We start from the raw sequence: 26518 nt of genomic DNA, 5'->3' as shown, positions 1-26518 counted from the left end.
CGCTTCGCCATCCGCGAAGGCGGCCGCACCGTCGGCGCCGGCGTGGTGTCGAAGATCCTGAAGTAAGGGTCAGGGCGGGGTGGCGGTGCGTGTGAACACGCACCCTACAGAGACGCCGTAGGGTGCGTGCTCGCACGCACCATGCAACGCACGGCAAAGGGCCGCTCCCGAAAAGGGGGCGGCTTTTTTCGTGGGGAGGGAGAAGAAGGATCGGCCTTGACGTTCTTCCCCGAAAAACGCTATACGCCCCCATCGCAGTCGAATCCGCCGCGTGTCGAGATTCGCCTGCCTTGCGCATGGCCGCCATCCAAAGGCGGCCTGCATTTTTTTATACGGTCCGATGCTGGCGCCGCGTGGTGCGTTGTCAGCCTCTCGACTGGAACTCCCCGCCAGAGGGATGACCATGCAAAGTCAGAATATCCGCATCCGGCTGAAGGCGTTCGATTACCGCGTGCTGGAAGCCAGCACCCAGGAAATCGTCAACACCGCCAAGCGCACCGGCGCGACCGTTCGCGGCCCGATTCCGCTGCCGAACAAGATCGAGAAATTCACCGTCCTGCGCGGCCCGCACATCGACAAGAAGTCGCGCGACCAGTGGGAAATCCGCACCCACAAGCGCCTGCTGGACATCGTCGATCCGACCCCGCAGACCGTTGACGCCCTGATGAAGCTCGACCTCGCCGCCGGCGTGGATGTCGAGATCAAGGTGTAAGGAGGGGATGATGCTGCGTACTGGTGTTATCGCCAAGAAACTGGGCATGACCCGGCTGTTCCTGGAAGACGGCCGTCAGGTCCCGGTGACCGTCCTGCAACTGGACAACCTTCAGGTTGTCGATCAGCGCACCGCCGCGCGCGACGGCTATACTGCCGTCCAGCTGGGCGCCGGGGTTGCCAAGGCCAAGCGCACGACCGCCGCGATGCGGGGTCACTTCGCCAAGGCCTCGGTCGCGCCCAAGCGCAAGATCGCGGAATTCCGCGTGGCCGAACAGAACCTGATCAACGTGGGCGAGGAAATCACGGCTGACCACTATTTCGCGGGTCAGTTCGTGGACATCGCCGGCACCTCGATCGGCAAGGGCTTTGCCGGCGCGATGAAGCGTCACAACTTCGGCGGCTTGCGCGCCTCGCACGGCGTGTCGATCAGCCACCGCTCGCACGGGTCCACGGGCCAGTGCCAGGACCCCGGCAAGGTGTTCAAGGGCAAGAAGATGGCGGGTCACTTGGGTGCCGTCCGCGTCACCACGCAGAACCTGCAGGTCGTGCGCACCGATGCCGACCGTGGCCTGATCATGGTCAAGGGTTCGGTTCCCGGGTCCAAGGGTGGCTGGGTCACGATCAAGGACGCCGTGAAGAAAGCGACGCCTGACAACGTGATCTATCCCGCCGCCCTGAAATCGGCCGCCGACGAAGCCCGCCGCCTGGCCGAAGCCGCCGCCGCCGAAGCCGCCGCAGCCGAGGAAGCCGCCCGCGAGGCTGCTGCCGCCGAGGCCGCCGCTGCCGAGGAAGCCGCATTGGCCGAAGCTCAGGCTTCGATCGCTGCCGACAAGGACGCTGTCGATCCGAACGCCGACAAGGCTGCCGACGGCGACGCTGCTGCGCCCGAAGGAGACAAGTGATGAAACTCGATGTGATCAAGCTGGACACCGGCAAGGCCGGTGAAATCGAGCTGGCCGACGAGATCTTCGGGCTGGAGCCGCGCGGCGACATCCTGCAGCGCGTCGTCCGCTGGCAGCGCGCCAAGGCGCAGGCGGGCACCCACTCGGTGCTGGGCAAGTCGGATGTCAGCTATTCGACGAAGAAGATCTATCGCCAGAAAGGCACCGGCGGCGCGCGCCACGGGTCCCGCAAGGCGCCGACCTTCCGTCACGGCGGCACCTACAAGGGGCCGACCCCGCGTTCGCACGCCTTCGATCTGCCCAAGAAGGTGCGCGCCCTGGGCCTGCGCCATGCCCTGTCCGCCAAGGCAACCGCCGGTGAACTGGTGATCGTCGAGGATCTGAACCTGACGGACGCCAAGACCGCCGCCGTCGCCAAGGCCGTCAAGGAAAACGGCTGGAAGCGCGTGCTGGTGATCGACGGGACCGAGGTCAACGAAGGCTTCGCCCGCGCCGCCCGCAACATCGAGGGCGTGGACATCCTGCCGTCGATCGGCGCCAACGTGTATGACATCCTCAAGCGCGACACGCTGGTGATCACGCGCTCGGGTGTCGAAGCTCTGGAGGCTCGTTTGAAATGAGCGCGAAAGTGGAACATTACGACGTGATCGTCAAGCCGATCATCACCGAAAAAGCCACCATGACCTCGGAAAACAACGGGGTTGTCTTCCAGGTGAGCAAGGACGCCAGCAAGCCGCAGATCAAGCAGGCGGTCGAGGCCCTGTTCGGCGTCAAGGTGAAGGCGGTCAACACCACCATCACCAAGGGCAAGCAGAAGCGGTTCCGGGGCATCCTCGGCCGCCGCAGCGACGTGAAGAAGGCCTATGTGACCCTGGAAGAGGGCAACACTATCGACGTGTCCACAGGACTCTGATAGCAGGCGCGAATCCGCGGCCTCGGTTTTCCGGGGCCGCTGATCTTTTGAAGACAACGGACCACCCTGGTCCAAAGCAACGGAAGACAGAAAGATGGCATTGAAGTCGTATAAACCGACGACGCCTGGCCAGCGCGGGCTGGTTCTGATCGACCGTTCGGAGCTTTGGAAAGGTCGCCCGGTCAAGGCCCTCACGGAAGGCCTGACCAAGAACGGCGGTCGGAACAACACCGGACGGATCACCATGCGCCGCAAGGGCGGCGGGGCAAAGCGCCTGTATCGCATCGTCGATTTCAAGCGCACCAAGTTCGACATGGCCGCCACGGTCGAGCGGATCGAATACGATCCCAACCGCACCGCGTTCATCGCGCTGGTCGCCTATGAGGACGGCGAGCGCGCCTATATCCTCGCGCCGCAGCGCCTGGCCGTGGGCGACAAGGTCATCGCCGGCGCCAAGGTCGACGTGAAGCCGGGCAACGCCATGCCCTTCAGCGGGATGCCCATCGGCACCATCGTCCACAACGTCGAGCTGAAGCCCGGCAAGGGCGGCCAGATCGCGCGTTCGGCGGGCACCTATGCCCAGTTCGTGGGCCGCGACGGCGGGTACGCCCAAATCCGCCTGTCCTCGGGCGAGCTGCGCCTGGTCCGCCAGGAATGCATGGCGACCATCGGCGCCGTGTCGAATGCCGACCACTCGAACCAGAACCTGGGCAAGGCCGGCCGCAACCGCCACAAGGGCATCCGTCCCAGCGTTCGCGGCGTCGCGATGAACCCGATCGACCACCCGCATGGTGGTGGCGAGGGCCGGACTTCGGGTGGCCGCACGCCGGTCACGCCTTGGGGCAAGGACACCAAGGGCAAGAAGACCCGCTCGAACAAGGCGACCGACAAGTACATCTTGCGTTCGCGTCACGCGAAGAAGAAGGGCCGCTGATCCATGGCACGTTCTATCTGGAAGGGTCCCTTTGTTGACGCCTATGTGCTCAAGAAAGCGGAAAAGGCCCGCGACTCGGGGAAATCCGATGTCATCAAGATCTGGTCGCGTCGCTCGACCATCCTGCCGCAATTCGTCGGCCTGACCTTCGGCGTCTACAACGGGCAGAAGCACATCCCCGTTGCCGTGACCGAGGAGATGATCGGCCAGAAATTCGGTGAATATTCGCCCACGCGGACCTATTACGGCCACGCGGCGGACAAGAAAGCCAAGAGGAAGTAATCGTCATGGGTAAGGAAAACAATCCGCGCCGCGTGGCGGAGAACGAGGCGTTCGCCAAGACCAAGATGCTTCGCACCTCGCCGCAGAAGCTGAACCTGGTCGCACAACTGATCCGCGGCAAGAAGGTGGACAAGGCCCTGGCCGACCTGACCTTCTCGCACAAGCGGATCGCGGGCGACGTGAAGAAGTGCCTGCAATCGGCGATCGCGAACGCCGAGAACAATCATGGGCTGGACGTGGACAACCTGGTTGTCGCCGAAGCCTGGGTCGGCAAGAACCTGGTGATGAAGCGCGGCCGTCCGCGGGCGCGTGGCCGGTATGGCAAGATCATGAAGCCGTTTTCGGAAATCACCATCAAGGTGCGCCAAGTCGAGGAGCAAGCGTAATGGGTCAGAAGGTCAATCCGATCGGTATGCGCCTGCAGGTCAACCGCACCTGGGACAGCCGCTGGTATGCCGACGACAGGGACTATGGCAATCTGCTGCTTGAAGACCTGAAGATCCGGGACTTCATCAAGACGGAAGCCAAGCAGGCCGGCATCAGCCGCGTCATCATCGAGCGTCCGCACAAGAAGTGCCGCGTGACGATCCATGCCGCGCGTCCGGGTGTGATCATCGGCAAGAAGGGCGCCGACATCGAGGTGCTGCGCAACAAGCTGGCGAACCTGACCAAGTCGGAAGTTCACCTGAACATCGTCGAGGTCCGCAAGCCGGAAGTCGATGCGGCCCTGGTGGCCGAGTCGATCGCCCAGCAGCTGGAGCGCCGGGTCTCGTTCCGCCGCGCCATGAAGCGCGCGGTGCAGAACGCGATGCGCATGGGCGCCCTGGGCATCCGCGTGAACGTGTCGGGCCGCCTTGGCGGCGCCGAGATCGCGCGGACCGAATGGTATCGCGAAGGTCGCGTGCCCCTGCACACCCTGCGCGCCGACATCGACTATGCGCTGGCCGAAGCCACGACCCCTTACGGGATCATCGGGGTGAAGACCTGGATCTTCAAAGGCGAGATCATGGAGCATGACCCCCAGGCCCGCGACCGCAAGGCCGCCGAGGCTCAGGAAGGTCCGGCTCCGCGTGGTCCGCGCCGTGACCGCGACGCGCGTTAAGGAGCGATAAGATGCTGCAACCGAAACGGACCAAGTTCCGCAAACAGCACAAGGGCCGGATCCACGGCGAGGCCAAGGGCGGTTTCGCCCTGAACTTCGGATCCTTCGCGCTGAAGGCCACCGAGCCGGAGCGCGTGACCGCCCGCCAGATCGAAGCGGCCCGCCGCGCGATCACCCGCCACATGAAGCGTCAGGGCCGGGTCTGGATCCGGATTTTCCCGGACGTGCCGGTTTCCTCGAAGCCGACCGAAGTGCGCATGGGTAAAGGCAAGGGTTCGGTCGATTTCTGGGCCGCCCGCGTCCACCCGGGCCGGATCATGTTCGAGATCGACGGCGTGTCCGACGAGATCGCGCGCGAAGCCCTGCGCCTTGGCGCCAACAAGCTGCCGGTCCTGACCCGCATCGTGGCGCGCGAAGACTGGTAAGGGCGGTGCGTGCAGGCACGCACCCTACGGAACAGGACCCCGCCGGGTGACTGGCGGGGTTTTCCTTTTCCCCGCGGGAAAAGGGTTGCACGAAGGGGTCGTTGCCTGTATGGGCAGGCCTTCATCATGAAACTCCACCGGGAATCAGGGTGGCCCTGCGTGCAGGGGCTCTCCGGTGATGTTGAAAGGAAAGCGCCATGAAAGCGCAGGAACTGAAAGACAAGACGCCCGATCAGCTGAAGGACCAGCTGATCGCGCTGAAGAAGGAGGCCTTCAACCTCCGCTTCCAGCAGGCCACCGGCCAGTTGGAAGGCACCGCCCGGATGCGCGCCGTGCGCCGCGACGTGGCGCGTGTGAAGACCATCCTGAACCAGAAGGCGGCCGCAGCCGCCGCAGCGAACTGAGGAGCGGTTTCATGCCCAAACGCATCCTGCAAGGCCGTGTCACCAGCGACAAGAACGAACAAACCATCACCGTTCTGGTCGAGCGCCGCTTCAAGCACCCGCTGCTGCACAAGACCGTCCGTTCGTCCAAGAAATACCGGGCGCATGACGCCCTGAACCAGTTCAAGATCGGCGACACCGTGCGCATCATCGAATGCGCGCCGATCTCGAAGACGAAACGCTGGACTGTCCTGACGGACGAAGCGGTTTCCGCGTAAGTCCATCATCACAGATCAGAAATGATCGAAACCCTGGGGCCGGATCAGCCGGTCCCCAAAGGTCGGGAGAAACCAAATGATCCAGATGCAGACCAATCTGGATGTCGCTGACAACTCCGGCGCTCGCCGGGTTCAGTGCATCAAGGTCCTGGGTGGTTCGCACCGTCGCTATGCGTCGGTGGGCGACATCATCGTCGTGTCCGTCAAGGAAGCCATTCCGCGGGGCCGGGTCAAGAAGGGCGATGTCCGCAAGGCCGTTGTCGTTCGGACCGCCAAGGAAGTGAAGCGCGAGGACGGAACCTCGATCCGCTTCGACCGCAACGCCGCCGTCATCCTGAACAACCAGGGCGAGCCGGTCGGCACCCGCATCTTCGGGCCGGTCGTTCGCGAATTGCGCGCGAAGAACTTCATGAAGATCATCTCGCTTGCGCCGGAGGTGCTGTGATGGCTGCCAAGCTGAAAAAGGGCGACAAGGTCATCGTGCTGGCCGGCAAGGACAAGGGCAAGCAGGGCGAAATCACCGCCGTCATGCCCAAGGACAACAAGGCGGTCGTTGACGGCATCAACATCGCGATCCGTCACCAGCGCCAGACCCAGACCACCCAAGGCGGTCGCATTCCGAAAGCGGTGCCGATCGACCTGTCGAACCTGGCGCTGCTGGACAAGAACGGCAAGGCGACCCGCGTCGGTTTCCGCATGGAAGGCGACCAGAAGGTCCGTTTCGCCAAGACCACGGGAGACGTGATCTGATGCTGGACGCAACCAAGTACACGCCGCGCCTCAAGGCCGTTTATCGCGAAACGATCCGTGCCGCGATGAAGGAGGAATTCGGCTACAAGAACGACATGCAGATCCCGCGCCTGGACAAGATCGTCCTGAACATGGGCATCGGCGAGGCCGTCAAGGATACCAAGAAGGTCAAGCAGGGCGCCGAGGAACTGTCGCTGATCGCCGGACAGAAGGCCGTGATCACCAAGGCCAAGACCTCGATCGCGGGCTTCCGTGTCCGCGAGGAAATGCCCCTGGGCGCCAAGGTCACGCTGCGCGGCGACCGGATGTACGAATTCCTGGACCGCCTGATCAACGTGGCCCTGCCGCGCGTCCGCGACTTCCGCGGCGTGAAGGGCACCTCGTTCGACGGCCGCGGCAACTATGCCATGGGCCTCAAGGAGCACATCGTGTTCCCGGAAATCAACTTCGACAAGGTCGACGAAGTTCTGGGGATGGACATCATCATCTGCACCACGGCGCCGACCGACGCCGAAGCGAAAGCGCTGTTGAAGCATTTCAACATGCCCTTCAACAGCTGATCGCGGAGGTAAGAGATATGGCAAAGAAATCCATGGTCGAGCGCGAGAAGAAGCGCCAGCAGCTGGTCGCGAAGTTCGCCGCCAAGCGCGCCTCCCTGAAAGAGGTGATCAACGACCAGTCCCGTCCGATGGAAGACCGGTTCAAGGCAAGCCTCAAGCTGGCCGAACTGCCGCGCAATTCGTCGGAAACGCGTCTGCACAACCGGTGCCAGCTCACCGGCCGTCCGCACGCGTATTACCGCAAGTTGAAACTGTCGCGGATCATGCTGCGCGAGCTGGGCTCGCAAGGTCAGATCCCCGGTCTCGTCAAGTCCAGCTGGTAAGGGGGCACCATGTCGATGAACGATCCTCTCGGCGATATGCTGACCCGCATCCGCAATGCGCAGATGCGTGGCAAATCGACCGTGCGCACCCCGGCCTCCAAGCTGCGCGCTTGGGTTCTGGACGTGCTGAAAGCCGAAGGTTACATCCGCGGCTATGACGAAGTGACCACCGAGGCCGGCCATGCCGAGCTGGAGATCGGTCTGAAATACCACGACGGCACCCCGGTCATCCGGGAACTGTCGCGTGTGTCGAAGCCTGGCCGCCGCGTTTACGCCGGCGCCAAGGAAATCCCGCAGGTCCGTCAGGGTTTGGGCGTGTCCATCGTCTCGACCCCCAAGGGCGTCATGTCGGATGCAGCGGCTCGCAATGCCAATGTCGGCGGCGAAGTCCTCTGCACCGTGTTCTGAGGAGGGCAGCAGATGTCTCGGATTGGTAAAAAGCCGGTCGCTCTGCCCCAGGGCGTGACGGCCGAGATCAAGGGTCAGACCATCGAAGTGAAGGGTCCGAAAGGCACCCGCAGCTTCACGGCGACCGATGATGTGGACCTGGTGCTGGACGAAGGCGCCGTCGCGGTCAAGCCGCGCGGCACCTCCAAGCGTGCGCGCCAGCAATGGGGCATGACCCGCTCGATGGTGGAAAACCTGACGGTCGGCGTGTCGCAGGGCTTCAAGAAAGAGCTGGAAATCCAGGGCGTGGGCTACCGCGCCACGATGCAGGGCAAGACCCTGAAGCTGGCTCTGGGCTATTCGCACGACGTGAACTTCGAGACGCCCGAGGGCGTGACGATCACGGCGCCGAAGCAGACCGAAATCGTTGTGGAAGGCATCGACCAGCAGCTTGTTGGTCAGGTGGCCGCGAACATCCGCGAGTGGCGCAAGCCCGAGCCGTACAAGGGCAAGGGCATCCGCTACAAGGGCGAGTTCGTCTTCCGCAAGGAAGGCAAGAAGAAGTAAGGGGCGCATGAAATGGCACTGAAAAAGCAAGAGCTGTTCCAGAAGCGCCGCCTGCGCGTTCGGAACAAACTGCGGGCGATGTCGAACGGCCGTCCGCGCCTGTCGGTCCACCGCTCGTCGAAGAACATCTCGGTTCAGGTCATCGACGACCTGAACGGCGTGACCCTGGCCTCGGCCAGCACGCTGGAGAAGGACTTCGGCCTGGTGGGCAAGAACAACGTCGAGGCTGCCGCCAAGATCGGCGCGGCCATCGCCGAGCGCGCGAAGGCCGCGGGCGTCGAGGAAGTCGTCTTCGACCGCGGCGGCTTCATCTTCCACGGCAAGGTGAAGGCCCTGGCCGACGCCGCCCGCGAAGGTGGCCTGAAGTTCTGATCCTGCGGGTGGCGGCAACGCCACCCCGATGATCCGGGGGCGTCCTTCGGGGCGCCCACCTGGATTGAACCAAACCGGCGCGCTCGCCGCGCCACCTGAAAAGGAATGCCATATGGCAGAACGTGATAACCGCCGGGGCGGCCGCCGCGAAGAACGCGAGGAAAACCCGGAATTCCAGGATCGCCTTGTCGCGATCAACCGCGTGTCGAAAACCGTCAAGGGTGGCAAGCGCTTCGGCTTTGCAGCCCTGGTCGTCGTGGGCGATCAGCGCGGCCGTGTCGGCTTTGGCAAGGGCAAGGCGAAAGAAGTGCCCGAGGCGATCCGCAAGGCGACCGAGCAGGCCAAGCGTTCGCTGGTCCGCGTGCCGCTGCGCGACGGCCGCACCCTGCACCATGACATCGAAGGCCGTCATGGCGCGGGCAAGGTGATCATGCGCACCGCCGTTCCGGGCACCGGCATCATCGCCGGCGGTCCGATGCGCGCCGTGTTCGAGATGCTGGGCGTTCAGGACGTTGTTGCGAAGTCGCAGGGGTCGCAGAACCCCTACAACATGATCCGCGCGACGCTGGACGGCCTGAAGAAGGAAGCCAGCCCCCGGTCTGTCGCGCAGCGTCGCGGCAAGAAGGTGGCCGACATCCTGCCGCAGGACAACAAGCCGGCTGCCGAGCCGGTCGAAGCGTAAGGAGACAGGCGCATGGCAACCATCGTCGTCAAGCAGATCGGCAGCCCGATCCGCCGCCCCGCCATCCAGCGCGAAACGCTGAAAGGCCTGGGCCTGAACAAGATGAACCGCACCCGCGAGTTGGAGGATACCCCCTCGATCCGCGGCATGGTCGCCAAGATCCCGCATCTGGTGACGATCATCGAGGAAAAGGCGTAATCCCGCAAGGATCGCCACGGAAAGACGCCCCGGAGAAATCCGGGGCGTTTTCCTTTGAGGGGGTGCCGTCCGGTTAACCTTATCCTAACGATTCGCCCCTTAGGTTCGGTGGTGGCTCAAACCGGACAGGGACCACCCCGAGTGACGCGCGTTCTAGCTGGCTGCATCCTGTGGCTTCTTCTGGCGGTGACGGCCCATGCCGGTCCCTGGTCCCGTGATCCCGGGCATTCCTTCATCGCCCTGTCCGGTGAACGGGACGATGCGGGCAATTCCTATACCGGGCTTTACACCGAATACGGCCTGAGCCGCCGCCGGACCGTGGGGCTGGAGGTCAGCCACACCAATGTCGGCGAAACCAGCGCCATGCTGTGGTATCAGAAATCGCTGGATCGGGGCGAGGGGCCGAACAAGCTCTCCTATGCGACAGGCATCGGCGTCATTCGCCGCGGGGGCGAGTTGCTGCCGCTCAGCCAGGCGGCGCTGATGTGGGGGCGCGGCTTCTCGGGTCCATGGGACGGCGGCTGGCTGAGCGCCGAGGCGCGGGTGAAGGTCGCGGGCAAGACCGAGGAAGTGACCGTCCGCCAAGGCCTGACCAGCATCCAGTACGCCTATCTGACGCCCGAGATCGTCACCAAGCTGGACCTGACGGTCGGCCTGCGTCCGACGCCTCTCTGGGCCGTGGTGAACCAGCTTCGGCTGGAGGCGCGCAAGGATACTGATTTCTCGGCCAAGCTGGCGACCTCGGTCGTGTATGACCTGACCGGGCCGGCAAGGCTGGAGATCGGCTTTGTCGCGCCCCTGGCCGGTCCCAGCGAACCCGCGATCAGGATCGGCACATGGCTGGAGTTCTGATGCTATTCCCGGCAGGCATAGACCGCGCCGCCCACCGCCACGACCGACACCGCCGCCCCCGCGACGATCGCGGGCGACGAGGCCACGGCCGCCGCCGCCCCGCCGATCGAGGACAGCGCGCCCGCGATATAGCCCTGCGATCCGCTGAGGATCACCGCGCCGGACCCGTCGGGCAGGGCGCGCGCGCCGTTGACCGCGCCCCTGGCCGCCGCGCCGGTGATGGCGACCGCCGCGTTCCTGGTCTGGTTCACCCGCTGGCAGACGGTTTTCGCGGGCGCCTCGCAGCGGCCATAGGCATCACGTTGGCCAAGGTCATAGCCGATGATCGAATCGCTGGCCTTGTCGTGGCGCAGGCAGAAGGGGCCGCGCTGGTCGTCCGTCAGGTCGGGCGTCAGGCTGCGCAGCACGACATAGCTGGGGCAGGTGTCGCGGCCCCACGAGGTGAACAGGATCTCGCGCCGGCTGAAATGGTCGCGCAAGCCTGGTTCCTGTGGGTCATAGGCCAGGGGCACGTCCTGGCCGTTGATGCGGGCGGTGCAGAAGGTCGGCTCGGCCTGCGCGGCCAGGGGGGCGCAGATCAGGGCGGCAAGGGCAAGGGCGATGCGAGTCATGGCTGTGGTCCAAAGGCTAATGCGGCCCTGATAGGGCGATGGCGCGCGACGGCAACTCACATCCGCTTGTCCGGGCGCTTGTCCGGGCGGGAAAGCAAGGCTTGCCCCAGGCCGGCGTTCCGTTTATACGCCCTGCCGGGTGCCACCGGGCGCCGATTCACGAAACAAGACATGCCGTGTCCGCCCCGTTTTCGCTTCGGGGGCGCGTCCGGCTTAGGAGAAGCGACATGAAACTGCATGAAATCCGCGACAACGACGGCGCGAACCGCAAGAAAAAGCGCGTGGCGCGCGGTCCCGGTTCGGGCAAGGGCAAGACCGCCGGGCGCGGGATCAAGGGCCAAAGCTCTCGTTCCGGCGTGGCGCTGAACGGCTATGAAGGCGGCCAGATGCCGCTGTATCGCCGGCTGCCGAAGCGCGGCTTCACCAAGCCGAACGCGAAATCCTTCGCGGTGGTCAACCTGGGCCAGATCCAGACCTTCATCGACGCGGGCAAGATCGACGCGGGCGCCGAACTGACCGAGGACGCGCTGGTCGCCTCGGGCCTGGTGCGCCGCAAGCTTGACGGCGTGCGCCTGCTGGCCAAGGGCGAGCTGACGGCGGCCGTGACGATCACCGTCACCGGCGCGTCGAAATCGGCGGTCGAGGCGGTCGAGAAGGCGGGCGGCAAGGTGACGCTGCCGGTCGTGGCTGCGGCGGCGGAATAAGCTGTTGATCGGGGCGTCCGCGCCCCATAGATAGCCCTCAGGTTTTCCTGGCGCCGCCGGTCCCCGGAAACGGGCCGGCGGCGCCGTCATGACACGGGACGGAAAAACATGGCGTCAGCCGCAGAACAGATGGCCGCGAACCTTTCATGGAGCGCATTCGGCAAGGCCACGGAACTTCGCCAGCGCATCTGGTTCACGATCGGGCTGCTGGTCATCTATCGGCTTGGCACCTATATCCCGGTGCCGGGCATCGACGGCGGGGCGCTGCGCAACTTCATGGATCAGGCGCAGGCCGGGATCGGCGGCATCCTGTCGATGTTCACCGGCGGCGCGCTTGGCCGCATGGGCGTCTTCGCGCTTGGCATCATGCCCTATATCTCGGCCTCGATCATCGTGCAGTTGCTCACCTCGATGGTGCCTTCGCTGGAACAGCTGAAGAAGGAAGGCGAGCAGGGGCGCAAGAAGATCAACCAGTACACGCGCTATGGCACCGTGGCGCTGGCGCTGTTCCAGGCCTTCGGCCTGGCCAAGTCGCTGGAGGCCGGGGGCCTTGCGCATGATCCGGGGCTGTTCTTCCAGGCCTCCGTCGTCATCACCCTGGTTGGCGGCACCATGTTCCTGATGTGGCTGGGCGAACAGATCACCGCGCGCGGCATCGGCAACGGCATCAGCCTGATCATCTTCGTGGGCATCGTGGCCGAAATCCCGGCGGCGCTGGCGAACTTCTTTGCGCAAGGGCGGTCGGGCGCGATTTCCACCCCGGTGATCCTGGGCGTGATCGTGATGGTCGTGGCCGTGATCGCCTTCGTGGTCTTCATGGAGCGGGCGCTGCGCAAGATCCGCATCCAGTATCCCCGGCGCCAGGTCGGCATGAAGATCTATGACGGCCAGTCCAGCCACCTGCCGATCAAGGTCAACCCGGCGGGCGTCATTCCGGCGATCTTCGCGTCGTCGCTGCTGCTGCTGCCGATCACGATCTCGACCTTCTCGGGCAACCAGACCGGGCCGATCATGTCCACGATCCTGGCCTATTTCGGGCCGGGCCAGCCGCTGTATCTGATCTTCTTCGCGGGGATGATCGTCTTTTTCGCCTATTTCTACACCCACAACGTCAGCTTCAAGTCCGACGATGTGGCCGACAACCTCAAGAACCAGGGCGGCTTCATCCCCGGCATCCGTCCGGGCAAGCGGACCGAGGAATACCTGGACTACGTGGTCAACCGCGTGCTGGTGATCGGCGCGGCCTATCTGGCGGCGGTCTGCCTGCTGCCGGAAATCATCCGCCACCAGTGGTCGGTGCCGTTCTATTTCGGCGGCACCTCGGTCCTGATCGTGGTGTCGGTCACGATGGACACCATCAACCAGGTGCAAAGCCATCTTCTGGCCCATCAATACGAAGGCCTGATTGAGAAATCCCAGTTGCGTGGTAAACGCAAGGAAGGAAGCGCAAAGCCGCGTCGCGCACCGTCGCGCCGCTAACGGCCCGACGGGCTGACGAGGGGGACAGACCAACGATGACGATCAATATCATTCTGCTGGGGCCGCCGGGTGCCGGCAAGGGAACGCAGGCCCGCAAGCTGGTCGAGGAGCGGGGGCTGGTACAGCTGTCCACCGGCGACATGCTGCGCGCCGCGCGGTCCTCGGGGACCGAGATGGGCAAGCGCGTGGCCGATGTCATGGACCGGGGCCAGCTTGTCACCGACGAGATCGTCATCGGCCTGATCCGCGAAAAGCTGTCCGAAGGCGGCAACGGCTTCATCTTCGACGGCTTCCCGCGCACGCTGGCCCAGGCCGATGCGCTTGGCCAGCTGCTGGACGAAACCGGCATGGTGCTGGACGCGGTGATCGAGATGCAGGTGGATGACGAGGCATTGGTCCGCCGCATCACCGGCCGCTACACCTGCGGCCATTGCGGCGAGGTGTATCACGACGAGACGAAGCCCACGGCAAGGCATGGCGTTTGCGATGTCTGCGGCTCGACCGACCTGCGGCGGCGGGCGGACGACAACGAGGACAGCCTGAAGACGCGGCTTCTGGAATATTACAAGAAGACCTCGCCCCTGATCGGCTATTACTATGCCAAGGGAAAGCTGGCGCCGGTGGACGGGCTGGCCGCCATGGACCAGGTCGCGGGGCAGATTGCCGCTGTCCTGCCTGTGTCAAGCGAAATCGCCACGGGCACTTGACGCGGCAGTCAGCGGCTTATAAGTCACGGCATCTCGCAAGAGAATCACCCCATTCGGCGGGTGGCCCATCAGCGGCCCGAAGGCATGGCTTTCGGGCCTTCCGTTGTGAAAAAAGGTTCCGGCGTTACGGAACCGCAACCGATAAAGGATAACGCGTGGCTCGTATTGCTGGCGTCAACATTCCGACCGGGAAACGCGTCCCGATCGCCCTGACCTATATCCACGGCATCGGCCCGATGTATGCCGGACAGATCTGCGAGGCCGTCGGCATCGACCCGTCCCGCCGCGTCAACGACCTGTCGGATGCCGAAGTGCTGCAGATCCGCGAATACATCGATGCGAACCTGACCGTCGAAGGCGACCTGCGCCGCGAAAACCAGATGAACATCAAGCGCATGATGGACCTGGGTTCATATCGCGGTCTGCGCCACCGTCGCGGCCTGCCGGTCCGCGGTCAGCGCACCCACACCAATGCCCGCACCCGCAAAGGTCCGGCGAAGCCCATCGCTGGCAAGAAGAAATAAGGGGAACGGGATATGGCACGCGACAAGACCCGCATGAAGCGCAAGGAACGCAAGAACATCGCCACCGGCGTTGCGCATGTGAATTCCAGCTTCAACAACACCAAGATCCTGATCTCGGACGTGCAGGGCAACGCGATCGCATGGTCGTCCGCCGGCACCATGGGCTTCAAGGGTTCGCGCAAATCGACCCCCTATGCCGCGCAGATGGCCGCCGAAGACGCGGGCCGCAAGGCCCAGGAACACGGCGTCCGCACCCTGGAAGTCGAAGTCCAGGGTCCCGGCTCGGGCCGCGAATCGGCGCTGCGCGCGCTGGCCTCGGTCGGCTTCAACATCACCGCGATCCGCGACGTGACGCCGATCGCGCATAACGGCTGCCGCCCGCCAAAGCGCCGCCGCGTCTGATTTCAGACAACCCTTACCCGGACCGCGCCCTGTGGCGCGGTTCGGTCTTTACGTTTTCAACCTCGGGCGTTTCCGGCCACGGACATGGGACGGGGACAAGAATGGAGGCAAACGCATGATCCACAAGAATTGGGCCGAGCTGATCAAGCCGACGCAATTGGTCGTCAAGCCGGGCGCGGATGCCACCCGCACGGCCACGCTGGTCGCCGAGCCGCTGGAGCGCGGCTTCGGCCTGACGCTGGGCAACGCCCTGCGCCGCGTGCTGCTGTCGTCGCTGCAGGGCGGGGCCATCACCTCGGTCCAGATCGACAACGTCCTGCACGAATTCAGCAGCGTCGCGGGCGTCCGCGAGGACGTGACGGACATCGTCCTGAACCTCAAGGGCGTGACGCTGAAGATGGACGTGGAAGGGCCGAAGCGCCTGACCCTGTCCGCGAAAGGCCCGGGCGAGGTCAAGGCCAGCGCCATCCAGGAAACGGCCGGCATCACGGTCCTGAACCGCGACCACGTCATCTGCCACCTGGATGACGGCGCGGACCTGAACATGGAACTGACGGTCCAGACGGGCAAGGGCTATGTCGCCGCCGACAAGAACCGCCCCGAGGATGCGCCCATCGGGTTGATCCCGATCGACGCCATCTTCTCGCCCGTGAAGCGCGTCAGCTATGAAGTCACGCCGACCCGCGAGGGGCAGGTGCTGGATTACGACAAGCTGACCATGAAGATCGAGACCGACGGTTCGCTGACCCCGGAAGACGCCGTGGCCTATGCCGCGCGCATCGTCCAGGACCAGTTGTCGGTCTTCGTGAACTTCGACGAGCCGGAATCGGCCAACCGCCAGGACGCCGAGGATGGTCTGGAGTTTGATCCGCGCCTGCTGAAGAAGGTGGACGAGCTGGAACTCTCGGTCCGTTCGGCCAACTGTCTGAAGAACGACAACATCGTCTATATCGGCGACCTGATCCAGAAAACCGAAGCCGAGATGCTGCGCACCCCGAACTTCGGCCGCAAGTCGCTGAACGAGATCAAGGAAGTCCTGTCGGGCATGGGCCTGCACCTGGGCATGGACGTGGTCGATTGGCCGCCGGAAAACATCGAGGATCTGGCGAAACGGTTCGACGACCAGTTCTGACGTGGCGGTGCGTGTGAACACGCACCCTACATAAAACCCGTAGGGTGCGTGCTTGCACGCACCTTGCGACCCCCGGGCATCCCGCCCCAAGGAGAGCGGCCCGCACGCATGGGCTGCCGGACAAAGCAAAAACGCTATAGGAGAAAATCATGCGTCACGCCCGTGGCTATCGCCGCCTCAACCGCACCCATGAACACCGCAAGGCGCTGTTCGCCAACATGGCCGGCTCCCTGATCGAGCACGAGCAGATCAAGACGACCCTGCCCAAGGCCAAGGAACTGCGCCCGATCGTCGAAAAGCTGATCACGCTGGCCAAGCGCGGCGACCTGCACGCCCGCCGCCAGGCCCATGCGCAGCTGAAGCAGGACGCGCACACGGCCAAGCTGTTCGAGGTCCTGGGCGCCCGCTACAAGGACCGCCAGGGCGGTTACGTCCGCATCCTGAAGGCCGGCTTCCGCTATGGCGACATGGCGCCGATGGCGATCATCGAACTGGTTGACCGCGACACCTCGGCCAAGGGCGCCGCGGACCGTGCCCGCGTCGAGGCCGAAACCGCCGACGCCGACTAAGCGGACGCTAGGTCACCGAATCAAACGCCCCGCGGCTTTTTCAGCCTGCGGGGCGTTTTTCTTGGTGTTGCGACAATTTGCGCATATTTTCCCGGGGCGGCGCCAGCTTCAGCAACGCCCGCGCCACTTCGCTTTTTTCGCCGGCTGTCAGGGGCATCGCCAGCAGTTGCTGGCGAAGATCGGCTGGCAGCGCAGGAATTCCGCTGGATGGCCGCATTGGTGGGATCTCCCATCCCTTTAATGATATGGCAAGAAATATCCGTCACTACTACATTGTCCGTTGACGCTACTGAACGCAATTTGTCTAAAAAGTCATGTCATCACGCGCAGATATCAATGCAGGCTTGCGGAAGTTGGGGAAAATAGCCCCGACCGGCTATTTTGTCGGCTTGCACATCCGTTTCGCCGCCCCCCTGATGCAGTTCCAGACCTATCCCGAGGAATGGTCGGAGTTCTATTCCCAGAACGGCTATGCGCTGCGTGACCCGACGATCGCCTGGGGCTTTTCCACGACAGGGGCCTGCCGCTGGTCCAGCCTGCCGATCCCCGATCCGTTCAGCATTCTCAAGGACGCGGCGCAGCACGGCCTGACCTTCGGCCTGACGGTGTCCTGCGGTCCGATCAGTTCCCGCACCATCGCCAGCTTCGCGCGCGATGACCGCGAATTCACGGATGACGAGATCGCCGAGATCTCGACCACGGTACGTCGGCTTCACGATATCACGGAGCCGCCGGCGAGCCTCACGAAGGCTCAGAAAGAGGCCCTTCGTTGTGTTGCGGAGGGCGATCGTCATGCAGCAGCGGCAGCCAAACTTGGCATCACCGAAAGCGCGTTCAAGGCAAGGCTGATTTCGGTCCGCGAAAGACTGAATGCACGCACGACGGCCGAGGCGCTGCAAAGGGCCAAGGAATACCGTCTGCTCTAGACCTTCGCCCAGGGGAGCCGTGATGCGGGGAGGGGTTTATCCTTACACCCCAGGAGTTTTGACCATGCAGACGACCACGCTTTCCTTTTCCAACCTCCACAACCATGGCGAGTTGTTCGCCAAGCTTTTTCGCGCACGCAAGCAGAGCTTCATCATCCAGAAGAACTGGGATCTGCCCGAAGCCGAGGACATGGAGTTCGACCAGTACGACACGCCGCAAAGCCGCTGGATCGCCGTCCACGACAAGGGCGAGATCCTGGCGGGCTTCCGCCTGACGCCGACCACCGCGCGCTGCGGCATCTACAGCTACATGATCCGCGACGCGCAAAAGGGGATCTTGGGCGGCTCGATCCCGCAGGATCTGCTGGACGCCGAGGCGCCGGTCGATGACCAGGTCTGGGAATGTTCGCGCGTGTTCGTCTGCCACGACATTCCGCAGATGTACCGCCGCAAGGTCCACTTCAAGATGGTCGAGGCGATGACCGGGTCGGCCCGCGAACTGGGCGCCACCCGGCTGATCGCCCTGACGGGGGCCAGCTGGCCGCGCTGGTATGGCCGTTGCGGCCTTGATGCCGAGGCGATTGGCCGGGTGATGTGGATCGACGATGCCAATTTCCAGTGCGTCGCGATCAACTTGGCGCCCAAGATGCACTAAGGCTGGCACATCTTGTGCGCCAGGGCCTTGCAGGCCTAAGATGGTGTATCATGCCCGACCTGTTTGACGCCAGCCCCTTGTCCGATCCGCCGCCACCCCCGGCGGCGCGACCCCTGGCCGACCGCATCCGCCCCGTGCGCATGGGCGACGTGATCGGCCAGGACAAGGTGCTTGGCCCGGACGGGCCGCTGGGATCCATGCTGGCGTCCCGCAGCCTGTCGTCCCTGATCCTGTGGGGACCTCCGGGTGTCGGCAAGACCACCATCGCGCGGCTTCTGGCCGATGAGACCGACCTGGCCTTCGTGCAGATCAGCGCCATCTTCTCGGGCGTGCCGGAACTGCGCAAGGTGTTCGAGACCGCGAAGCTGCGGCGCCAGCAGGGGCGCGGCACCCTGTTGTTCGTCGATGAAATCCACCGCTTCAACAAGGCGCAGCAGGACAGCTTCCTGCCCCATATGGAGGACGGGACGATCCTTCTGGTCGGTGCGACGACCGAAAACCCGTCCTTCGAGCTGAACGCCGCCTTGATGTCGCGCGCCCAGGTGATCGTGCTGGAACGCCTGTCACTGCGCGACCTGGAACTGCTGGCGCAGCGGGCCGAACGCGAACTGGGCCGCAAGCTGCCCCTGACCGCCGAGGCGCGGGATGCGCTGCTGGAGATGGCCGACGGCGACGGCCGCGCCGCCCTGAACCTGATCGAGCAGGTGGCGGCCTGGAAGACCGACAAGCCGGTCGATGCCCCCGCCATGGCGCAGCGGCTGATGCGGCGGGCGGCGAAATACGACAAGGCAGGGGACGAGCATTTCAACCTGATCTCGGCCCTGCACAAGTCGGTGCGGGGGTCCGACCCCGATGCGGCGCTGTATTGGCTGTCGCGGATGCTGGAAGGGGGCGAGGATCCCCGCTACCTCGCCCGCCGCATCACCCGCATGGCGGTCGAGGATATCGGCCTGGCCGATCCGGCGGCGCAGCGGCATTGCCTGGATGCCTGGGCCCTGTATGAACGGCTTGGGTCCCCCGAGGGCGAGTTGGCCTTGGCGCAGGCGGTGATCTATCTGGCGCTCGCGCCCAAGTCGAACGCGGGTTATGTCGCCTACAAGGCCGCGCGCGCCGAGGCGAAGCGCACCGGCAGCCTGATGCCGCCCTCCCATATCCTGAACGCGCCCACCAAGATGATGAAGGACCAGGGCTATGGGGCGGGCTATGCCTATGACCACGACGCCGAGGACGGCTTTTCCGGCCAGAACTATTTCCCCGAGGGCATGAAGCGCCCGGTGCTTTACGTTCCCGTCGAGCGTGGCTTCGAGCGCGAGTTGAAGAAGCGGCTCGATTGGTTCGTGTCGCAGCGGTTGAAGCGCGGCGGTTGACTTTGTTCCCGCGCCACCACAGTTAGCCGCCATGATGAACCCATATCTTCAGGTCGCCATCGGCGGAGCCATCGGATCGGTGGCGCGCCTTGGTCTTTATCGCGCGCTGCCTGCGCAGGGCTTTCCGCTGGCGACCTTCGCCGTCAACGTCGCGGGCAGCCTTGTCATGGGCCTGCTGGCGGCCGTGCTGGCGCAGCGCGGCGGACCTTGGGCGCCCTTGCTGCTGACCGGCATCCTGGGCGGCTTCACGACCTTTTCCGCCTTCTCGCTGGACGCGCTGACCTTGTGGGAACGAGGGCAGGGGGGCTTGGCCGCGATCTATGTCGCGGGATCGGTGCTGCTGTCGCTGGCTGCTGTGGCACTGGGCATGACCATCGGCCAGGGGATTTTCGCATGAGCGGCGTTCAGACCATCCGCGTGGGCGGGGACGAGGGCGAACAGCGCCTCGACCGCTGGCTGAGGAAGAAGTTTCCCCAGCTTGGCCAGATCGCCATCGAAAAGCTGTGCCGCACCGGCCAGATCCGCGTCGATGGCGGGCGGGTGAAGCCCGCGACCCGCATCGAGACGGGGCAGGAGGTCCGCATCCCGCCCCTGCCCGATGCCGCAACCATTCCGGCCCAGGCCAAGGAACGGCCCATCGGCCCGCGCGTGTCCGAGACGGACCAGCAGATGATCCAGGCCGCCGTCCTGTGGAAGGACGAACACATCATCGCGCTGAACAAGCCGCCGGGCCTGCCCAGCCAGGGCGGCAGCGGGCAGGGTGATCGGCATGTGGACGGGCTGACCACCGCGCTGATGTTCGGCTTCAAGGACCGGCCCAAGCTAGTGCACCGGCTGGACAAGGACACCTCGGGCGTGCTGCTGCTGGCGCGCACCGACCGGGTGGCGCGTGCGCTGTCCGAGGCGTTCCGGTCGCGCACTACGCGCAAGATCTATTGGGCCGCCGTGGCGGGCGTGCCGCATCCGCGCATGGGCACGATCCGCTTTGGCCTGGTCAAGGGCGGCGGTGGGCGCGGCGACAACGAAAAGATGATCGCCGTCCACCCCCGCGACATCGACGCGACCGAAGGGGCCAAGCGCGCGACCACCGACTATGCCGTGCTGGACGCGCTCGGCACGCGCGCCAGCTGGTGCGCCCTGGTGCCGGTCACGGGCCGGACGCACCAGTTGCGCGCGCACATGGCCGAACTGGGCCATCCGATCGTGGGCGACGGGAAATACGGCGGCTCGGGGCAGGAAAACCTGGGCGACGGCTGGGGGGCGCAGTTGGGCGGAGAGATCAGCAAGAAGCTGCACCTGCACGCCCGCAGCATCAGCTTTGACCATCCGATCACCAAGAAGCGGATCACCCTGACCGCGCCCCTGCCGGATCACATGGCGCGGACGTGGAAGACGGTGGGCTGGCAGGAAAACGACGTGCCCGACGATCCCTTCGCGGATGTCGAATGAAGCTGGTCGTCTTCGATGTCGATGGCACGCTGGTGGACAGCCAGCATCACATCCACGGCGCCATGACCGCCGCCTTTGAAGCCGCCGGCCTGACCCCCTTGCCGCCAGAGGCGGTGTTGCGGATCGTCGGTCTGTCGCTGCCGGTCGCGGTGGCGCAACTGGCCGCCGGGCAGGACGCGGCAACGCAGGCGCGCATCGTGGAAGCCTATCGTTCGGCCTTCATGCAGGCCCGCATGGCGCAGGCCGCGCCGCTTTACCCCGGCGCGCTGGACTGCCTGGACGGGCTGGCCGCGCGCGGCGACCTCCTGCTGGCGGTCGCGACCGGCAAGTCGCGGCGCGGGCTGGCGGCCATGATCGCGGCGCATGGGAGGGGCGGTTCGTCAGCCTGCAAACGGCGGACGATCATCCCTCGAAGCCCCATCCGGCAATGCTGCTGGCGGCGCTGGCCGAGGCAGGCGTGGACGCCCGGGACGCGGTGATGATCGGGGATACGAGCTTCGACATGGAGATGGCGCGTGCCGCCGGGATCACGGGTTTCGGCGTCGGCTGGGGGTATCATGCCCCCGAGGCGCTGACGGCCTCGGGGGCGGCCTTCGTGGCGGCGGATTTCAGGGATTTGGGCCAGGCAGTGGCAAGGTGGGCATCATGACCGAATGGAAGGCACGGCGGTTCTGGAAGGCGTCCGGGGTCCGGCCGTCCGGGGACGGGTTCGAGGTGGCGCTGGACGACCGGCCCTTGCGGACCCCCGGCAAGCTGCCGCTGCTGCTGCCGACCGAGGGCCTGGCGCAGGCGGTCGCGGCCGAATGGGACGCGCAGGCCGACGTGATCGACCCCAACACCATGCCCCTGACCCGCGCGGCCAATTCCGCGGTGGAAAAGGTCACTCCTCAATTTGCCGCCGTTGCGGTCATGCTTGCGGAATATGGCGGCACCGACCTGCTGTGCTATCGCGCAGACCAGCCTGCCGAACTGGCCCGCCGGCAGGCCGAGGCCTGGGACCCCCTGGTCGATTGGGCCGCGACCGACCTGCGCGCCCCCCTGCGCATCACCCATGGCGTCATTCCGGTCGGGCAGGATCCGCAGGCCCTGGCGCGGCTGCACGGGCATCTTGCGGAGCTGGACGCCTTCGGCCTCACGGCGCTGCACGATCTCGTGACGCTGCCCGGATCGCTGATCCTGGGCCTGGCAGTCATCCGGGACCGGATCGACGCGGAAACGGCCTTCCGCCTGTCCCGCATCGACGAGGATTTCCAGGCCGAACACTGGGGCCGGGACGACGAGGCGCAGGCTGCCGCCGAAAGCCGCAAGGCGGCGATGCTGGTCGCCGAACGCCTGTGGCATCTGTCCCGCCGCAGGTGAAACTGCCCGGCCTGTGGGCGATGCGCTTGACGCACCGGGAAGGATCGGCACTATGTTGCCCATGGGATGCCCTGTGCGGGCTTCCGGAAGACAAGCCCGGCCGGCAAGGTCCGGGCGCCGCCCGCGGGATCCCTGCGACGGCGGCACCAACAAAGGGGTAGAAATGAATACTTCGGTTTTTCTGGGTTCCGTCGCCGCCGTCACGCTGATGGCGGGTGCGGGCATGGCCGACACGCTGGCCGACGTGAAGGCGCGCGGTGAGCTGAACTGCGGCGTGAACACGGGCCTCGTCGGTTTTGCGGCACCCGATGCGAACGGCAACTGGACGGGCTTCGATGTCGATATCTGCAAGGCCGTCGCCGCCGCCGTCCTGGGCGATGCGACAAAGGTGAAATACGTCCCCACCACCGGCCAGACGCGGTTCACCGCCCTGTCGTCCGGAGAGGTGGACGTGCTGGCGCGGAACTCGACCTGGACGTTTTCGCGCGACACCGACCTGAAGCTGGATTTCATCGGCGTCAATTACTATGACGGCCAGGGCTTCATGGTGAACAAGGACCTGGGCGTGACCTCGGCCAAGGAACTGGACGGCGCGACCGTCTGCATCCAGACCGGCACCACCACGGAACTGAACCTGGCCGATTACTTCAAGGCCAACAACATGACCTACACGCCCGTCAACATCGACAGCAATGCCGAGGGCGAGCAGCAATACATGGCCGGCGCCTGCGACGCCTATACGACCGACGCATCGGGCCTGGCGGCCACCCGCGCGGCCTTTGCCGACCCCGAAAACCACATCATCCTGCCCGAGATCATTTCCAAGGAACCGCTGGGACCGGCGGTGCGCCACGGCGACAGCAACTGGGGCGACATCGTCCGCTGGACGCTTTACGCGCTGATCGCGGCCGAGGAATACGGCGTCACCTCGGCCAATGTCGAGGAACTGACCACCTCGTCCCAGAACCCCGAGGTTCAGCGCCTTCTGGGCGTGACCGACGACCTGGGCGCGATGATCGGGCTGGACAAGGAATGGGCCAAGCGCGCCATCATGGCCAGCGGCAACTATGGCGAGATCTTCGCGGCCAATATCGGCGAGCAGACCCCCATCGGTCTGGCGCGCGGGCTGAACGCCCAGTGGACGCAGGGCGGCCTGATGTACGCGATGCCCTTCCGCTGAGGCATCGCAGCAACGCTGGGGGGCGCAGATGCGCCCCTTTCGCATGACAAGACCGGTTGCGACAAACGCTGCCACCACAAGGCATGACCGGCTGCAGGGGTAGAAGAATGACGGACGTTATGGTCTCGGCGAATCCGCCGTTCCGGCCAAGCATGTTGATCCATGATCGGCGCTATCGGTCGATGACCTTCCAGGTGATCGTGTTCATCCTGGTGATGGCGCTGGCCTGGTGGCTGGTCAACAACACGGTCCGCAACCTCGCGGCCATGGGCAAGGATTTCGACTTCGGCTTCCTGTGGCAGCGCGCGGGCTATGACATCCCGCAGACGCCGATCCCCTATACCTCGGACGACACGCATCTGCGCGCGGCCTTTGTCGGCCTGCTGAACACGCTGATCGTGTCGATCCTGGGCTGCATCGCGGCCACCGTCGTGGGCATCATCGCGGGCGTGGCGCGGTTGTCGAACAACTGGCTGATCGCGCGGCTGATGACCGTCTATGTCGAGGCGTTCCGCAACGTGCCCCTGCTGTTGTGGATCCTGATCGTCTTCGCGATCTTCACCGAGGTGATGCCGCCGCCGAACGCCTTTCGGGGCGACGATCCCGCGGCCAGCATGATCCTGTTCGACCATGTGGCGCTGACGAACCGCTATACCGCCATTCCGACGCTGGCGATGACCAACGATCCGGGCAGCCTGGATCTGGGCGCGCGCATCACCTTCAACTGGGCGACCATCGCCTTTGTCGTGGTGCTGGTCGCGGGCTGGATCGTCCGGCGCATGATCGCCGCCTGGGCGCAGCGGGTGCAGGACCGGACAGGCGTCCGCCCCACCACCTGGTGGATGAGCCTGGGCGTCATGACGGTGCCGTCGCTGCTGCTGATCTGGTATTTCGGCCTGCACATGATCCCGCCGCAGCTGCGCGGCTTCAACTTCACCGGCGGGCTGAACGTCCAGAACGGGCTGGTCGCGCTGTGGCTGGCGCTGACGCTTTACACCGGCGCGTTCATCGCCGAGATCGTCCGCGCCGGGATCCTGGCCGTCAGCCGTGGCCAAAGCGAGGCCGCCTTTGCCTTGGGCCTGCGCCCGGGCCGCACCATGAACCTGGTGATCCTGCCGCAGGCGCTGCGGGTGATCATCCCGCCGCTGATTTCCCAATACCTGAACCTGACCAAGAACAGTTCCCTTGCCATTGCCGTGGGCTACATGGACATCAAGGGCACGCTGGGCGGCACGACGCTGAACCAGACGGGACGGGAACTGGAATCCATCCTGCTGATGATGGGGGTCTATCTGGTGCTCAGCCTGATCATCTCGACCGGGATGAACATCTTCAACGCAAGCGTCAAGCTGAAGGAGCGGTGAGATGAGCGAAACCCACGCCCAGACCGTTCCCTTTGTCCGCGACACCATGCTGCCCCCGGCCGATCCGCCGATCAAGGAAGCGGGCGCGGTCCGCTGGCTGCGGCAGAACCTGTTTTCGGGACCGCTGAACACGATCCTGACGATCCTGGGCGTCCTGATCGTCTGGTTCGTGGCCAGCCATTTCTGGGACTGGTTCTCCCATTCCGTCTGGAACGCGGACAGCCTGGCCGACTGCCGCCGGATCATCGCGGAAACCTGGGGCGAAGGCGCGCGCGGCGCCTGCTGGGCGGTGATCCGGGAACGCTGGAACCAGTATGTCTTCGGCTTCTACCCGGTCGAGCTGTACTGGCGCCCGACCATGACCTTTGGCCTGCTGTTCGTGGCCCTGGCGCCGGTGCTGTTTTCGGAATCGGCCGGGATCCGGCGCATCGTGCTGGTGCTGACCACCGTGCTGACGCTGTGGCTGATGGCGACCCTGGGCGCGCCTGCCGCCTGGCTGGTCTTTGCCGCCGTGGTGCTGGTCGGCGCGATCCTGATCTCGGAACGGCATGTGGCTTGGCTGCTGGTCTTTTCGGTCCTTTATCCGCTGATGGGGGTGTGGTTCCTGTGGGGCGGCTCGGCCTGGGGACCGATCATGGTGCTGGCGGGACCCGTGCTGGGCTGGATCGCCTGGCGGCTGCTTGGCCGCGTCTCTGCCCTGGTCGCGACGGTCGCGGCGCTGGTCGTGCCGCTGGTCTGGTGGATCGTCTTTGCGGGCGATGCGTCGCGGGACGCGCAAGGCATCGTCTCGCTGGCGATTCCGGCCGTGGATTCGGACCGGTTCGGCGGCTTCCTGCTGTCGATCACCATCGGCGTGGCGGGCATCGTCATGTCGCTGCCGCTGGGCATCGTGCTGGCGCTGGCGCGGCGGTCGGACATGTTCCTGGTCAAGACGCTGGCGGTGATCTTCATCGAGTTCATCCGGGGCGTGCCGCTGATCGCGCTGCTGTTCGTGGCCTCCCTGCTGCTGAACTATTTCCTGCCGCCGGGCACCACCTTCGACATCATCCTGCGCGTCATCATCATGGTGACGCTGTTTTCCGCCGCCTACATGGCCGAGGTGATCCGCGGCGGGTTGGCCGCCCTGCCCAAGGGCCAATACGAGGCCGCCGACGCCCTGGGCCTGGACTACTGGAAGGCGCAGCGGCTGATCGTCTTGCCGCAGGCGCTGAAGATTTCCATCCCCGGCATCGTGTCCACCTTCATCGGCATGTTCAAGGACACCACGCTTGTCACCTTCGTGGGCCTTTACGACCCGCTGAAGTCCATGTCCGACGCGGTGCGCGCCAGCACCAGCTGGAAGGGCATCTATTGGGAGCCTTACATCTTCGTGGGCTTCATCTTCTTTCTGATCTGCTTCGGCATGTCGCGCTATTCGATGTATCTTGAACGCCGCTTGGCACGCGACCACAGGTAAGGACACCGCC

40 protein-coding genes and 1 pseudogene are annotated in these 26518 nt (G+C 65.0%); 39 read left to right on the top strand and 2 right to left on the bottom strand.

Going from position 1 to position 26518, the window contains the following annotated elements; genetic code table 11:
• The 22 genes from GIY56_RS18920 to GIY56_RS03305 form a co-directional block, all read left to right on the top strand.
• The coding region (locus GIY56_RS18920; protein ID WP_154763426.1) for an EF-Tu C-terminal domain-related protein at positions 1-66 on the top strand (66 nt) is incomplete at its 5' end.
• Between the two features lie 337 nt (positions 67-403).
• Complete coding sequence (rpsJ, locus tag GIY56_RS03405; protein ID WP_089386317.1) at positions 404-712, top strand: 30S ribosomal protein S10; 309 nt, start codon at positions 404-406, stop codon at positions 710-712.
• 10 nt (positions 713-722) lie between these two features.
• Positions 723-1616, top strand: coding sequence for a 50S ribosomal protein L3 (gene rplC / locus GIY56_RS03400; protein WP_154763382.1), 894 nt, complete (start codon positions 723-725; stop codon positions 1614-1616).
• Positions 1616-2236 (top strand): 50S ribosomal protein L4, encoded by a 621-nt coding sequence (rplD, locus tag GIY56_RS03395; RefSeq protein ID WP_154763381.1) that lies wholly within the window; start codon positions 1616-1618, stop codon positions 2234-2236. Before rplC ends, rplD begins: the two co-directional genes overlap by 1 nt.
• Complete coding sequence (locus tag GIY56_RS03390) at positions 2233-2529, top strand: 50S ribosomal protein L23 (RefSeq protein WP_154763380.1); 297 nt, start codon at positions 2233-2235, stop codon at positions 2527-2529. Before rplD ends, GIY56_RS03390 begins: the two co-directional genes overlap by 4 nt.
• Positions 2530-2623: 94 nt before the next feature.
• Positions 2624-3463, top strand: a complete 840-nt coding sequence (rplB, locus tag GIY56_RS03385) for a 50S ribosomal protein L2 (protein WP_154763379.1) — start codon at positions 2624-2626, stop codon at positions 3461-3463.
• Positions 3464-3466: 3 nt separating this feature from the next.
• Positions 3467-3745 (top strand): 30S ribosomal protein S19, encoded by a 279-nt coding sequence (gene rpsS / locus GIY56_RS03380; protein WP_126155998.1) that lies wholly within the window; start codon positions 3467-3469, stop codon positions 3743-3745.
• Positions 3746-3750: 5 nt separating this feature from the next.
• On the top strand, positions 3751-4131 hold the full coding sequence (gene rplV, locus GIY56_RS03375; RefSeq protein WP_154763378.1) for a 50S ribosomal protein L22: 381 nt from the start codon (positions 3751-3753) through the stop codon (positions 4129-4131).
• Positions 4131-4847 carry a 30S ribosomal protein S3 gene (gene rpsC, locus GIY56_RS03370; RefSeq protein WP_154763377.1) on the top strand — a complete coding sequence of 239 codons (717 nt, stop codon included), beginning with the start codon at positions 4131-4133 and terminating at the stop codon, positions 4845-4847. Before rplV ends, rpsC begins: the two co-directional genes overlap by 1 nt.
• A gap of 11 nt (positions 4848-4858) precedes the next feature.
• A complete protein-coding gene (rplP, locus tag GIY56_RS03365) occupies positions 4859-5272 on the top strand; it encodes a 50S ribosomal protein L16 (RefSeq protein ID WP_126156001.1) in 414 nt (137 codons plus the stop codon).
• Positions 5273-5469: 197 nt separating this feature from the next.
• Positions 5470-5676, top strand: a complete 207-nt coding sequence (gene rpmC / locus GIY56_RS03360) for a 50S ribosomal protein L29 (protein ID WP_154763376.1) — start codon at positions 5470-5472, stop codon at positions 5674-5676.
• An 11-nt stretch (positions 5677-5687) separates the two neighbouring features.
• Positions 5688-5933: a 30S ribosomal protein S17 gene (rpsQ, locus tag GIY56_RS03355; RefSeq protein WP_154763375.1), complete on the top strand. Its 246-nt coding sequence runs from the start codon at positions 5688-5690 to the stop codon at positions 5931-5933.
• Between the two features lie 76 nt (positions 5934-6009).
• The gene (gene rplN, locus GIY56_RS03350; protein ID WP_010400243.1) at positions 6010-6378 is read left to right on the top strand and encodes a 50S ribosomal protein L14; all 369 of its coding nucleotides are present in this window, start codon (positions 6010-6012) and stop codon (positions 6376-6378) included.
• Positions 6378-6683, top strand: a complete 306-nt coding sequence (gene rplX, locus GIY56_RS03345) for a 50S ribosomal protein L24 (protein ID WP_154763374.1) — start codon at positions 6378-6380, stop codon at positions 6681-6683. The genes rplN and rplX overlap by 1 nt, the downstream gene beginning before the upstream one ends.
• Positions 6683-7243, top strand: a complete 561-nt coding sequence (rplE, locus tag GIY56_RS03340) for a 50S ribosomal protein L5 (RefSeq protein WP_154763373.1) — start codon at positions 6683-6685, stop codon at positions 7241-7243. Before rplX ends, rplE begins: the two co-directional genes overlap by 1 nt.
• Before the next feature lie 17 nt (positions 7244-7260).
• On the top strand, positions 7261-7566 hold the full coding sequence (gene rpsN / locus GIY56_RS03335; RefSeq protein ID WP_154763372.1) for a 30S ribosomal protein S14: 306 nt from the start codon (positions 7261-7263) through the stop codon (positions 7564-7566).
• 9 nt (positions 7567-7575) lie between these two features.
• Positions 7576-7974, top strand: coding sequence for a 30S ribosomal protein S8 (gene rpsH / locus GIY56_RS03330; RefSeq protein WP_154763371.1), 399 nt, complete (start codon positions 7576-7578; stop codon positions 7972-7974).
• Positions 7975-7986: 12 nt separating this feature from the next.
• Entirely contained in the window at positions 7987-8520 is a 534-nt protein-coding gene (rplF, locus tag GIY56_RS03325) for a 50S ribosomal protein L6 (protein WP_154763370.1), read from the top strand.
• A 12-nt stretch (positions 8521-8532) separates the two neighbouring features.
• Entirely contained in the window at positions 8533-8892 is a 360-nt protein-coding gene (gene rplR / locus GIY56_RS03320; RefSeq protein ID WP_154763369.1) for a 50S ribosomal protein L18, read from the top strand.
• Positions 8893-9004: 112 nt separating this feature from the next.
• A complete protein-coding gene (gene rpsE / locus GIY56_RS03315; RefSeq protein ID WP_154763368.1) occupies positions 9005-9574 on the top strand; it encodes a 30S ribosomal protein S5 in 570 nt (189 codons plus the stop codon).
• Between the two features lie 12 nt (positions 9575-9586).
• Entirely contained in the window at positions 9587-9772 is a 186-nt protein-coding gene (gene rpmD / locus GIY56_RS03310) for a 50S ribosomal protein L30 (protein WP_103173018.1), read from the top strand.
• A 141-nt stretch (positions 9773-9913) separates the two neighbouring features.
• A complete protein-coding gene (locus GIY56_RS03305) occupies positions 9914-10624 on the top strand; it encodes a hypothetical protein (protein ID WP_328288418.1) in 711 nt (236 codons plus the stop codon).
• A 2-nt stretch (positions 10625-10626) separates the two neighbouring features.
• On the opposite strand, the gene GIY56_RS03300 is transcribed toward GIY56_RS03305, so the two are convergent.
• Entirely contained in the window at positions 10627-11235 is a 609-nt protein-coding gene (locus GIY56_RS03300; RefSeq protein ID WP_154763367.1) for a hypothetical protein, read from the bottom strand.
• Positions 11236-11462: 227 nt separating this feature from the next.
• Between GIY56_RS03300 and rplO the strand changes: the two genes are divergently transcribed.
• The 7 genes from rplO (at position 11463) to rplQ (ending at position 16752) form a co-directional block, all read left to right on the top strand.
• A complete protein-coding gene (gene rplO, locus GIY56_RS03295; RefSeq protein WP_154763366.1) occupies positions 11463-11939 on the top strand; it encodes a 50S ribosomal protein L15 in 477 nt (158 codons plus the stop codon).
• A gap of 108 nt (positions 11940-12047) precedes the next feature.
• Positions 12048-13418 (top strand): preprotein translocase subunit SecY, encoded by a 1371-nt coding sequence (gene secY / locus GIY56_RS03290; RefSeq protein WP_154763365.1) that lies wholly within the window; start codon positions 12048-12050, stop codon positions 13416-13418.
• Between the two features lie 35 nt (positions 13419-13453).
• A complete protein-coding gene (locus GIY56_RS03285; RefSeq protein WP_154763364.1) occupies positions 13454-14125 on the top strand; it encodes an adenylate kinase in 672 nt (223 codons plus the stop codon).
• Positions 14126-14280: 155 nt separating this feature from the next.
• Positions 14281-14649 (top strand): 30S ribosomal protein S13, encoded by a 369-nt coding sequence (gene rpsM, locus GIY56_RS03280; RefSeq protein WP_328288417.1) that lies wholly within the window; start codon positions 14281-14283, stop codon positions 14647-14649.
• Positions 14650-14661: 12 nt separating this feature from the next.
• Positions 14662-15051, top strand: coding sequence for a 30S ribosomal protein S11 (rpsK, locus tag GIY56_RS03275; protein WP_130991642.1), 390 nt, complete (start codon positions 14662-14664; stop codon positions 15049-15051).
• A 115-nt stretch (positions 15052-15166) separates the two neighbouring features.
• On the top strand, positions 15167-16183 hold the full coding sequence (locus GIY56_RS03270) for a DNA-directed RNA polymerase subunit alpha (RefSeq protein ID WP_154763363.1): 1017 nt from the start codon (positions 15167-15169) through the stop codon (positions 16181-16183).
• Between the two features lie 149 nt (positions 16184-16332).
• Entirely contained in the window at positions 16333-16752 is a 420-nt protein-coding gene (gene rplQ / locus GIY56_RS03265; RefSeq protein ID WP_154763362.1) for a 50S ribosomal protein L17, read from the top strand.
• Positions 16753-16792: 40 nt separating this feature from the next.
• On the opposite strand, the gene GIY56_RS03260 is transcribed toward rplQ, so the two are convergent.
• On the bottom strand, positions 16793-16969 hold the full coding sequence (locus tag GIY56_RS03260; RefSeq protein WP_154763361.1) for a hypothetical protein: 177 nt from the start codon (positions 16967-16969) through the stop codon (positions 16793-16795).
• Positions 16970-17066: 97 nt separating this feature from the next.
• Here GIY56_RS03260 and GIY56_RS03255 point away from each other — a divergent pair, with 97 nt between their 5' ends.
• From GIY56_RS03255 to GIY56_RS03210, 10 genes and pseudogenes are all read left to right on the top strand, one after another.
• Positions 17067-17678, top strand: a complete 612-nt coding sequence (locus tag GIY56_RS03255) for a helix-turn-helix transcriptional regulator (protein WP_154763360.1) — start codon at positions 17067-17069, stop codon at positions 17676-17678.
• A gap of 64 nt (positions 17679-17742) precedes the next feature.
• Positions 17743-18333: an acyl-homoserine-lactone synthase gene (locus tag GIY56_RS03250; protein WP_154763359.1), complete on the top strand. Its 591-nt coding sequence runs from the start codon at positions 17743-17745 to the stop codon at positions 18331-18333.
• Positions 18334-18383: 50 nt separating this feature from the next.
• The gene (locus tag GIY56_RS03245) at positions 18384-19700 is read left to right on the top strand and encodes a replication-associated recombination protein A (RefSeq protein WP_154763358.1); all 1317 of its coding nucleotides are present in this window, start codon (positions 18384-18386) and stop codon (positions 19698-19700) included.
• 31 nt (positions 19701-19731) lie between these two features.
• The gene (crcB, locus tag GIY56_RS03240) at positions 19732-20097 is read left to right on the top strand and encodes a fluoride efflux transporter CrcB (RefSeq protein WP_154763357.1); all 366 of its coding nucleotides are present in this window, start codon (positions 19732-19734) and stop codon (positions 20095-20097) included.
• On the top strand, positions 20094-21149 hold the full coding sequence (locus tag GIY56_RS03235) for an RluA family pseudouridine synthase (protein WP_154763356.1): 1056 nt from the start codon (positions 20094-20096) through the stop codon (positions 21147-21149). Before crcB ends, GIY56_RS03235 begins: the two co-directional genes overlap by 4 nt.
• A pseudogene (locus tag GIY56_RS03230) lies at positions 21146-21798 on the top strand (HAD-IA family hydrolase). Before GIY56_RS03235 ends, GIY56_RS03230 begins: the two are co-directional and overlap by 4 nt.
• A complete protein-coding gene (locus GIY56_RS03225) occupies positions 21795-22508 on the top strand; it encodes an ATP12 family chaperone protein (protein ID WP_154763355.1) in 714 nt (237 codons plus the stop codon). The pseudogene GIY56_RS03230 and the gene GIY56_RS03225 overlap by 4 nt, the downstream one beginning before the upstream one ends.
• Before the next feature lie 163 nt (positions 22509-22671).
• Positions 22672-23688, top strand: a complete 1017-nt coding sequence (locus tag GIY56_RS03220; RefSeq protein ID WP_154763354.1) for an amino acid ABC transporter substrate-binding protein — start codon at positions 22672-22674, stop codon at positions 23686-23688.
• Positions 23689-23795: 107 nt separating this feature from the next.
• Entirely contained in the window at positions 23796-25052 is a 1257-nt protein-coding gene (locus tag GIY56_RS03215; protein ID WP_230312239.1) for an amino acid ABC transporter permease, read from the top strand.
• A 1-nt stretch (position 25053) separates the two neighbouring features.
• Entirely contained in the window at positions 25054-26508 is a 1455-nt protein-coding gene (locus tag GIY56_RS03210) for an amino acid ABC transporter permease (protein ID WP_154763353.1), read from the top strand.
• Positions 26509-26518 lie beyond the last annotated feature (10 nt).

Source organism: Paracoccus lichenicola, assembly GCF_009708075.1.
In the GTDB taxonomy this organism is placed as follows: domain Bacteria; phylum Pseudomonadota; class Alphaproteobacteria; order Rhodobacterales; family Rhodobacteraceae; genus Paracoccus; species Paracoccus lichenicola.
Note: the sequence above shows the minus strand (reverse complement) of the source record. Positions and strands in the feature narration are given on the sequence as shown.